Source organism: Methylobacterium sp. WL64 (genome assembly GCF_008039945.1).
Lineage (GTDB): Bacteria > Pseudomonadota > Alphaproteobacteria > Rhizobiales > Beijerinckiaceae > Methylobacterium.
Window position 1 is genome coordinate 1 of record NZ_VRVA01000178.1, and the last position, 7,635, is coordinate 7,635.

Below are 7,635 nucleotides of genomic sequence, written 5' to 3' on the forward strand. Positions count from 1 at the left end.
CATCAGGCGGCCGCCCGAAACGCCCATCTCAAACGCCGAGCGTCAGACGCCAAAGGGCGTCACCGCCGTAAGCCCAGCAAAACACGCCGACGACGGAAAAGCCAAAAAACGCAACTGTAATGCTAGGCCGGCGCGCCTGAACCAGAGGGAGCCCCAGTGGTCGGCTCTGATGTGCGCCTCGTCGACGATCGGCACCGGCCGGCGCCATGCGGCGGCGAACTTCTCGTCGTCCTGCCGCGTCCCCGCCCGAACCATGGCGCGGTAGGCTGCGGCGCGAAGGCGCTGGTCGTCGTGCGCGGCCGCCTGTAGCGCATGGGACCGGACCGCCGGAACGGCACTGCCGGCGTCGGCGGTCGCGAGCAGCGCCAGCCGCATCCGCCGAGGCTCGCCTGAGGCGAAGTCGCTCCGGAGGCGCTCCTCGACCTTTGCGGCAGGCAACGCTCGCATAAGTTCCCCGAGCTGGAAGGCGTCGCTGGCGTCGTCGCGTTGCCCGGCGTGAGCGTCGTACTGCCGCTCGGCTTCGAGATGCGGCAGTACCGCCGCCAGGAGGACGGTGGGGGCGTCGCGTTCCACCGGCTCTAGATCGGGCCGCCCCCTCAGATCGGTCATCCACGCCGCGACGGGTTCCACGACTGGTCTCAGAATCGCGACGTCCCGCAGGATCCAGTGCGCGATCACGGAGGGGGAGACGTCAGCGATCGCAGCACACCCGGCGGCAAAGTCCCGGTGGATGGCCGCCGCCGCATCCGGTGCAAACCGGCAGAGCAGCAGCCTCGCCCGGCTCGCCGGAGCCTTGGACTCACGCCACAGCGCACCCGGGGGATGCCCTTCCCGCGAAGTCGTCGCCTCCCTGTAGAAATGAGCGGTCGCCTCCAACCCTCCCTCGGGGGCGGACGCGGCAGGGTCGAGTGGATCGACGTCCGGCAAGACATCGGACCTGCCTGGCCTCGTGTCGGCAACCGCGGGAGGGCGGACGTCGGCCGCCGCCCGCGATTGCTCCGGATCGCCGCTGCCCGACAGGGCGTAGCTCATCGCCCACCCGAAGACATCGGAGCGAGCCGCCGTCCGGAACGGAGCTACGGCGGCGCCGACGGCCGAGGTGGCTTCCTCCCAGTCGGTCGGGGCGAGGAGGCGAAGCCATCTCATCGCGTCGTGCGACCCACCGGCCTCCCATCCTATGGACGTGGCCACGCACCATGCGAAAATATCAGCCGCGTAGCCTGCAAGGGGCCGGCCCGCCAGGATGGCGATCGCCAGTTCGTCCACGCGGTGGGCATATCCGGGCGGGAGGGGATTCAATTCACGATCGACGAAAGTGCGCTCCGCGTCGGCCAGGGTTTGTATGCCGGCGCGGTGCTGATCCGCCATTTCGTTATGATGTTCCCGCGCGAAGCGCGCTTGCTCCTCGGAGTAATTCCGGGTGTCGGGAAGCGACGGCACCGGTTGCCAGGCCCGAAGCCATCGTCGGACGGTCCGGTCGATCGCATCCGCCGTCGCCGGCCGATCGCGCGCAGCGATCAGAGCGTCCCTCATCCATTCGCGGCGGCCGGCGACACTGCGCTCCCCGTATAGCTGGGCGGCGACGTCGAGGTAGACGTCCGGGTGTTCGGAAACCCCAGAGAAGATTCGCGCACGCTGATCGGGTGGCAGGTTCTGAAGGATGAGTATGCGATGCAGGAGGACCCGGGCAACGACATCGTCCATGCCTGGATCCGCGAGTGCGACGTCCAGCGCGCCGAGGAGCACAAGGGCGGTCTCGTCGATCGCGCGGATCGGATCGACGATGGTCTCAAGGAGCCGGTCGAGACCGGTCTCTCCCGCACCGGCCGCGTCCTTTAGCTCCTCCGCGATCAGCAGGCCCAGGCCGAGCGTTCTGCCGTGCTCCCGCAGGATGTACCTCCGGCGGACCCCGTCGACGATCTCGATGAAGCCGCTGTCGACGATGTCCCCAAGATCCGCGGCAAGGGCCGCCTGATCGACGGGAACGCCGAGGCGTTCGCGGATGGACCTATCGTCGAATGTCACGGCTTGCCGGGTTACTGTCTGGTTCAGCAGCCGTTCGCGGATCTCGCGCGCATGGTTGACTAGGACCTGCGCGAACTGTTCCGCCGTGTGTCCGCCCGCCGATGCGCGCCCCTCCTGACGCTTTCGCAAGTACTCGAACAGCAACCGCTCGGTCCCGACTTCGTCGGGGTCGAGCCGATCGAGTAGGTCGAGCCCGACCGAAAGGATCCGCGGGTTGCGCAGGAAGCCCCGTAGCGGCTCACAGACGGACTCCGGCCGTTTTCCGGCCAGCAGCAGCAGGTGGTCGAGTTCCTCGTCTGAGAACGCCTCGACGCCGATCTCCAGGACCGCCGCCCGCGGAAGACGGGGCGCGAGATCCCTCTCGTAGATGCCGCGCCGGGTCGTCACGACGACGCCGAGAGCCTTCGTGCCGGCCTCCCGCAGCAGCGCCGAGATCAGCGCCGGCCAGGGGTGGTGGGTCCGTTCGTTCACTCCGTCGAGGACGATTACGACCGCCGGGCTGCGATCCGCCGTCGACCCCTCCGGCACGGCGAGCCACCGCTCAAGCCGTGCCCGCCATCGGTCCTCGCCTCCGGCGCCGCGCGAGCCTGTCTGTTCCGCCGCCAACCGCGAGAGCAGCTCCAAAGGGCGAGTCTCGTCGCCCGCGCGCCACATGTGGGACGTCATGAGGAGCAACATCGGTCGCGGACGTCCCGGGCCGTCCTCGAACTCGAGCCACGCGCGCACGGCTGCCCACGACTTGCCGTTGCCCTCGTCGCCACGCCCACCGCTGCGGCCCGCCGGGCCTGTCAGCACGACCGCGCGCGGCTCGGGGGACCAACAGCGCATCGCCTCGCGGATCCGCCCTTCCAGGCGCGCGCGCGCGAAAGGCGCGGGCCGCATGGATGCGTCCAGGGGGGCCAGCGCTTGATTGAAGCGTTGCAAAGCGAGACCGACGCTGCGGAAGTGCGCTGCTAACCAAGCCGCATTGGCACGGCGCGCCGAGGCGAGGCCCAGGGAGCCGGCGCGGAATTCTACATGGATCGCGTCGGCTTGGCCGCCGAAGAGCGCACTTGCAGCGACCGCCTCGATCTCGGACGCGACCACCGGGGCGGATATCGTGTCGTACCGGCCGAACCATTCGAGGACGGCATCACGTGCGACCGCAAGCAGCACAGCCAGCGGCGGTAGCGGTTGTGCCCAGTCCAGCACCAGCACCGTGGTCCCGTGCCGATCGCCCATCCGGCGGAGATCTCCGGCATAGGCGGCGTCGAACGGCACGGTCGCGGCCGCGCACCAGACTTCGACCTCCCGTCCCGAGCGTTCGATCGCCTCGGTCAGCTTGGCCGAGAGCGCCTCGAAGGGCAGGCGCGACGTGTAGCGTTTGGCCTCGACCATGACGGCCGCGCCGGAGACTGTTCCTTCAGCGTCGCGTCCGAACTGACGTCCAGAACCAACGAGCCTGAATGGGACGCCCGCGAGTAGGGTGCAAGCGGCGGCAATCAGGCCTTCGAAGCCGCGGTCGCCGGTTGGAGGAAGTTCCGCGAGGATCGATCGCAGACGCCCGTACGGGAGGCGATCGCAGTTCTGGGCGTCAGCGGCAGAAAGCGAAATGGCGTCGTCAGGCATGCAGTCGGGACAGGTGTCGGTCGGCCCGATCTGTCGATGCCGTCAATGGCTACGCATCAGGACCGGCAGGTAAATGCGTGGGTTCCGGCTTCGTTCCTTCGGTAAGAGACGGACAGCGGCGGCGCGCGATAGGCCGGACTGTCGTGGACGGTATGTAGGCGGTTTCGGCAGCTCCGAACGTTCTTCAGCGGCAAACGAACGGTCCTCAGATCTATTGATTTTTCACTAATGAACGGCGGGTTTCCCAGTTCCGGCACTCGATCCTTCGGCTATGCAGATAGATTGCGCCCCCAAATCACTTGGTCCGGAGCAGTTCACGGTCCGCTGTACCTGCGGAAGTTCATTTATTGCTGGACTCACACAGGTAGCGAAGCTCTGAAGCACCTACCGAAACAGTCTTCGTCATTAAAATGTTACGACCGACGGGCGCGTCGCTACACGCGTCTGATCTCGTTCAGTGAGCAGACCTTCGTGAGATCGAACACGAGGGTCTGCTCATGGCGCGATCCGGACGGCAGGAAGTGGCCGAAAGCAGCCTGACCGCTTCCAGCGTTCAAACCGGAAAAGCGGACGTTCGGAGTGCTCAGGGGCGGTTCATTACTTAAGTACCGCCCCAATGATGGAGCGCATGCTTTGACAGTCTTCACATTTCTCGCGGTAATGAGATGGCTGACAGCGCCATGAACCCGGTGATCAAAGTTACCAACATCATCGACCCGCTGCTGAACGCGGCGTTAGCGAACTGCTGGTTGATGATAGCCGACCCAATGATGCGCTTTTCAGCACCAAAGTTCTGTGCTGAAGCAACCTAAAATATCAGTCCGTCCGATGGAAATTGGGCGGACTTTTTTGTTCAGCAGTAAGTTTGAAAGTGACTGACAAGGCCGGCCGGTTAAGCCAAAGGCGTTCGGAGCATCCTCGACGCCCTTGGTCGCGGTGGCGATATCCGGTTTCCCACCGATGCGTGGAAAGCAGTTCGACCCGCATAACGATCAGCGGGCCGCCACCCCATGGTGCGGCCTGTTTGCATTTCTTGGGTCTGTTCCAGGGTGCCCAAAATTATCGTCCCAAATGCTGGGCTCCGGGAAACTAGTCGGCAAGCCAATGGCGTTTGTCACCATTGCCAGTCGATAGATGGGAACGGCGGGCTTGGCGGTGCGCCGTCCCCATGGCCAATGCCCAACACGAAAATCGTTTTTCGTTCTCCATTGAGCCTTGCCGCCGTCAACGCGTTCACGTCCGTGTCCCCATCCGAACGGAAGCACCGATGTCGAGTCTGTCGGAGCGCAAGGCTCGCCTGATCGTCCACGGCGACCAGCCCTACAACGCTGAGCCGCCCCTTGGGCGATTGCGCGCCTCTTATCGGACATCGGTACAGGACTTCTACGTCCGCTCCCACGGCGACCTACCGGCGCTCGACCTTAAAATCTGGCGCCTCACCGTCGATGGCGGGGCCGACACGACACTGGAGTTTTCGCTGCCGGACCTACGCAACCGTTTTCCGGAGTTCACGGTGACCGCCACGATGCAGTGTGCCGGCAATCGTCGCGCCGACATGCGAGCGGTCGCCCCTGTTTCCGGTGACCCGTGGGAAGCAGGCGCTATTGGGACGGCCGAGTGGACCGGGGTACGCCTCGGCGACGTCCTGCGCGAGGCTGGGATCGCGGAGGGCATGGACCTCCACGTGGCCTTCGAGAGCCACGACACGGTGGAGGGCCACCCGTACGGGGCATCGATCCCGCTCGCCAAGGCGCTGGCACCCGAAACCCTGCTGGCGTACGCCATGAATGGCGAAGCCCTGCTCCCCGAGCACGGCTTCCCTGTCCGCGCGGTTGTGCCGGGTTTCGCAGGCGTGCGCAGCCCCAAATGGCTCCGGCGCCTGATCGTGCAGGATCATCCCTCAAACAATCCAATTCAGGCCGGTGACTATAAGCTGTACCCGCCCCACGTGACGGCGGAGACGGCCGACCCCACCCAGGGGCACACCATCGACCTGATGCCTTTGAACGCCGCGATCTGCGAACCTGCGCGTGAAGCTGCCCTCAAGGCGGGCGTGACCCAGGTTCGCGGTTACGCCGTGGCCGGTGACCGAGCCGTCGTCTGCGTTGACGTCTCTGGCAATGGCGGTCGATCCTGGGTCCAGGCTGATCTGGAGCATCAGGCCGGTTCACCATTCGCCTGGACGTTCTGGAGCGTCGAACTCGATCTACCGCCAGGCGAACACGAACTCGCGGTCCGTGCCTGGGACGCGGCCGGCCAGACCCAGCCGGCGCTGCCGGACGATACCTGGAACCACAAAGGCTACCTTTGCACCTGCTGGCACCGGGTGCGGATAAGCGTCACCTAAGGCAAGGCTAACCTTGCGCATACAGTCGTCACGAAACAATTATTCAGTGAAAAAACGTCCCGGTGCATTGGGTCCTAACCGGGAATTTCGTTGATCCGCGCGGTATCCTGGGATGCCACGCCGTTCTCGCGATGGCGATAATCGCTCAACGCCCGGTAGACCTGGAGCCGCGCCCGCATCACCGAACCAAGCGGACGGTGAGACGCGAGGCTGTGGGCCGGACGGAAGGTCATCACCTCGTCGAAGTACCGCACGCGTTCCGGTGCATAGGCATCCTGACGGGGCAGGCGCAGCGTCGCGACCGTACGGTAGGGGCTGATGGAGACCGGCCAGTCGACCGAGGCGTCCTCGATGGGTTGGCTTTCGGCATCGGCCCAGAGTTGGGCCCTCAGCTCGAACACCACCTCGTGCTCCCGGAAGAAGGCGACCGTCGCATGACGGAAGCCGTCCTCGTCCTGATGCGGATCGAGCCGCCATTCGGACAGGGCCCGCTGGCTTTCCGTCGAGGGCACGCCCCCGAGCTTGGCCACGTAGTCGCCGAAGCGGACCGGCGCCTGGCTGAAGTAGCTGTCGGCGAGGGGATGGTTGTAGGGATGGCCGAAGAAGTCGGCCAGAGCGCTCTCCGTCCCGAAGGCGTGCAGCGCGCGGTTGAGGTTGCGCATGGTCGACGAAACTGCGCTTTTGACCCCTTCGGGCAATCCCGTGGACTTGCCGATGACGGTGCCGTCCCGCAGGAAGCCGGCTGCGGTTCCGGAGGGGAAGGTAGTGCCCGTCGCGAGGACGAAGTCCTGGGTGTCGACGGCATGGCCGGGCAGCTTTTCCCCGGGCACGTCGAACACCTTGATGGACATGCCGCGGTGGGTCGAGACCCGGTCACCCAGGGTCTCGCCTGGCCCTTGCGCGAACCGGACCGCCACGGGGTGGGTGCCGGGCGTGGCGAACAACCCTTGGGCCAGTTCGGGCGGCAAGCCGGCTGCAATCGTCAACTCGCCGGTGACGCAAGCCGAGCTCTTCGCGTGACTGGCGCGCACGGCATGGTGCTCGCGTGCCTCGACGGTCTCCGATTGCTGCGTCATTCCCTTGATGATGCCGTCAATCGTCTTCTGCTCGTCCGGATCGGGCTTCTCGATGTCGGGTGCGTATCGAAGGTAGGTCATGTTCTTCCTCACGGGGATCGGGGAACTGAAGCGGACCGCAACGCATAAGAGCGCAGCGGATTCGGGGTTCGACGTATTGAGTCGGAGACGGGATCCCGTTCCGAACATCGAGGGCGCCGGGGGCCGTTCTCGGTCCAGGACGACTTCGCGTCCGTCGAAAGTCTGCCTGAGTTCGGCTGCGCTATAAGTTGGCTTTGAAGCGCTGCTTCGTTTTTCACGGCAATAGAAGACCGGACCATAGACCGGCTCCAGAGCGGAGGCGGCAAGCTCGGCCGATACGCTCTACGACCCGTGGAGGGCCGCGGGCTCGTGCGTGCGACAAGCCATTTCAGGGCGCGTCCTTCCCAACCGTTTCGAGGATTACGCGCGCTGTCTCGGCAGGCTGATCCCAATGCGGGAAGTGGCCGCACCGCTCGAACCAGTGCAGACGGGCCGACGGGAATGCTACCCGGGCGCGTGTGGCCTGTCGCGGCAGCAGCAGGTGGTCCTGGCGGCCCC

At 65.6% G+C, this 7,635-nt stretch carries 4 protein-coding genes; 2 read left to right on the plus strand and 2 right to left on the minus strand.

Annotation, left to right across the window (positions count from 1 at the left end; genetic code table 11):
• Positions 1-42 precede the first annotated feature (42 nt).
• On the minus strand, positions 43-3,633 hold the full coding sequence (locus FV242_RS31410; protein WP_147941666.1) for a hypothetical protein: 3,591 nt from the start codon (positions 3,631-3,633) through the stop codon (positions 43-45).
• A gap of 665 nt (positions 3,634-4,298) precedes the next feature.
• Between FV242_RS31410 and FV242_RS35015 the strand changes: the two genes are divergently transcribed.
• Positions 4,299-4,445, plus strand: coding sequence for a hypothetical protein (locus tag FV242_RS35015; RefSeq protein WP_187278646.1), 147 nt, complete (start codon positions 4,299-4,301; stop codon positions 4,443-4,445).
• 455 nt (positions 4,446-4,900) lie between these two features.
• Positions 4,901-5,980, plus strand: a complete 1,080-nt coding sequence (locus FV242_RS31415; protein ID WP_147941668.1) for a molybdopterin-dependent oxidoreductase — start codon at positions 4,901-4,903, stop codon at positions 5,978-5,980.
• Between the two features lie 74 nt (positions 5,981-6,054).
• Here FV242_RS31415 and FV242_RS31420 read toward each other — a convergent pair whose 3' ends face one another.
• A complete protein-coding gene (locus FV242_RS31420) occupies positions 6,055-7,137 on the minus strand; it encodes a catalase family protein (RefSeq protein WP_147941667.1) in 1,083 nt (360 codons plus the stop codon).
• Between the last annotated feature and the right edge of the window lie 498 nt (positions 7,138-7,635).